At 34.7% G+C, this 1,628-nt stretch carries 4 protein-coding genes; all 4 read right to left on the bottom strand.

The features are described from left to right. Positions 1 to 240: 240 nt before the first annotated feature. The gene (locus U736_RS12330; protein WP_034452155.1) at positions 241 to 501 is read right to left on the bottom strand and encodes a hypothetical protein; all 261 of its coding nucleotides are present in this window, start codon (positions 499 to 501) and stop codon (positions 241 to 243) included. Positions 502 to 505: 4 nt separating this feature from the next. Beyond that, positions 506 to 655: a hypothetical protein gene (locus tag U736_RS12325; RefSeq protein ID WP_155915017.1), complete on the bottom strand. Its 150-nt coding sequence runs from the start codon at positions 653 to 655 to the stop codon at positions 506 to 508. A 318-nt stretch (positions 656 to 973) separates the two neighbouring features. After that, the gene (locus U736_RS11315) at positions 974 to 1,195 is read right to left on the bottom strand and encodes a hypothetical protein (protein WP_155915015.1); all 222 of its coding nucleotides are present in this window, start codon (positions 1,193 to 1,195) and stop codon (positions 974 to 976) included. A 136-nt stretch (positions 1,196 to 1,331) separates the two neighbouring features. Then, on the bottom strand, positions 1,332 to 1,628 hold a 297-nt coding region (locus U736_RS0108585), incomplete at its 5' end, for a YadA-like family protein (RefSeq protein WP_210164515.1).

Here is a 1,628-nt window from a genome sequence, read left to right as displayed (position 1 = left end):
GGCTAAGTTCTATTGCTGTAGGTTTGAATGCGCAGAGCAAAGGAGATAATTCAGCTGCTTTTGGTGATCTTGCATATGTATTAAATATTATGCTTATCTCTAGATAAATACTGTAGCGTCTTAAAAAAAATTACCCTTATTTCAATAAAATAAGAATAAATGTTGTTAAAATAATCCTTTACTATCATAAATTCAGCGTTAATCTTAAGCCAGCACCTCTTCCCCAATCTCCGCCAGAACTCATTGCGGATATATTAGAGCGATCTTTCCATCTTCTGACATATAACCAGCTCCAAAGGCAAAAGCCGATCGACTACGATATAAACCATTACCAAAACAGACACTTAAAGACCAAAGAATATCAAAATAACTTAAATTCGATACTACTAAACCAACAGAGGCCGCCTGTCTTGCTTCTTTCTGAACTGTCTTCATATCATATCTTAATGCTTCAAGTTTTGTATCCGTATAAGATTTTGCATCATTAACAACATTACTCATCGCATTATCCTATGGATTCAGAAAACCATTTATCTATATATTTTTTTGCATCATCAAAAACTGTCTTAATCTGCTGCTCACTGTCATGTAATTGATCACCTTTTATGGCATTATACAATCCAATAATAATCTTATCAGCAGTAGAATTATGCAAAATAACATACCTCCTATCTTGTCATAAAAAATAATGCTGCATTCATTGATAATATTATTATAATATATATTTCTCTTATAAGGAAAAAACTCTCTCAAAAATAAATATCGATTACTCAAATAATTCCTTTTGGAGACGATAAATGATTTTTTCACATAAAACTTCACAATAAAAAATACATTTTTATTCGAAATAAACCCCTTATCTTCTATTGCTATTCATTTATGATGAGAATAACTTTCCTTCTCTTAAAATGCCACATGTAACGCATTTGATAAAAGAAGGAAAATTTATTTCGAATGCTTGTCTTGCTTCTTTTCAAACATCTTCAATGGCATAACTCAACGTTTCAAACTTCATATCGGTATAGGATTTCGCCTCGTTAACAGCATTATTAACTATAGTATTGACTTGATCATCCGTATACTTATTGGCATCTTCAAGAACCGTCTTCATCTGCTGTTCTGTGTAATCATGTAACAACCAACCAGCCCCCTCCACGACTTCTGTCAAATTTGCGTAAAACACGCCACTCTTCACACCTTTTCTCTTTTTTATTTTCAATATTAATGCTGGCATTATTATTTGTGGGAACCGTTCTTTTAATCGTGTAACTCTTTTCGCTCCTGTCTTGTATAGACAGGAGCTTTTTTGAAAATAATAGTAGTGAATTTTATTAATTTAGAGTTAAGCGTAATCCTACACCTACACCCCAGCGCCCTCCGGCATTTGTCACAGATAGACTAGAGCGGGTATTTCCATCTTCAGATGTATAACCAGCCCCAATAGCAAATGCAGCCTGATTGAGCCATATACCACTACCAAGTGCAACACTTAACTTTCCTGGCGCATCATTGTAACGTAAGTTGGACACCGCCAAACCAATCGCTGCTGCTTGTCTTGCTTCCTTGCGAACATCCTCAACAGCATAACTTAACGTCTCAAACTTCATATCCGTATAGGATTTCGCCTC

Source organism: Bartonella grahamii ATCC 700132, from assembly GCF_000518085.1.
GTDB classification, from domain to species: domain Bacteria; phylum Pseudomonadota; class Alphaproteobacteria; order Rhizobiales; family Rhizobiaceae; genus Bartonella; species Bartonella grahamii.
Note: the sequence above shows the minus strand (reverse complement) of the source record. Positions and strands in the feature narration are given on the sequence as shown.

Coding starts and splice junctions, on each gene's coding strand:
- U736_RS12330 (WP_034452155.1), bottom strand. CDS start 501: ATGAGTAATGTTGTTAATGATGCAAAATCTTATACGGATACAAAACTT.